This window comes from Streptomyces atratus (assembly GCF_014648655.1).
Lineage (GTDB): Bacteria > Actinomycetota > Actinomycetes > Streptomycetales > Streptomycetaceae > Streptomyces > Streptomyces atratus.
Genome location: NZ_BMRN01000240.1, coordinates 1 through 520 on the forward strand (window position 1 = coordinate 1; position 520 = coordinate 520).

1 pseudogene is annotated in these 520 nt (G+C 61.3%); it reads right to left on the reverse strand.

From position 1 onward, the window contains the following. Nucleotides 1–520, reverse strand: a pseudogene (locus tag IEZ15_RS44295) (hypothetical protein); the annotation flags it as partial.

The following is a 520-nucleotide window of genomic DNA, read 5'->3' on the forward strand; positions in this document are numbered from 1 at the left end:
TCATGGCCTGGTCGGGGACGCCCTTGCGGGTGATGCGGGCGCGGATGTTGGCCCAGGTCAGGCCGAGGAGGGAGGCGATGAGCTGGATGATGCCCTTGAGGTCGAACTTCTGGGGGAGTTCGAGGCCGGCCTTGACCGCGGTGCCCAGCAGCCAGGAGACGACGCCGGTCTTGAGGTGCTCGGCGACGTTGGTGATGAAGAGGTTGAGGCCTGCTCCTACCGCCTTGACCAGGTTGCCCAGGAAGCCGATCGGGTCCTTGATGATCTTCATGATCGCGGAGGCGGCCTTGGCGAGGATCCCGAGCAGGAGGTTCTTGAGTTCGTTGATCGTCTTGATGGCACCGACGATCGCGTCCTTCGCCTTGTCGATCAGGCCCTTGTTGGCCTCCTGGAGTTTCTTGATCTCCTCGTCGATCTTGTTGAGGGCTGCGGTGTATTTGTTGGCGAGGTCCTGGACGAGTTGTTCGGACTTCTCGTTGACGGTGGCTTCGAGGTCGTCGAACTTTCCGGCGAAGTCCTT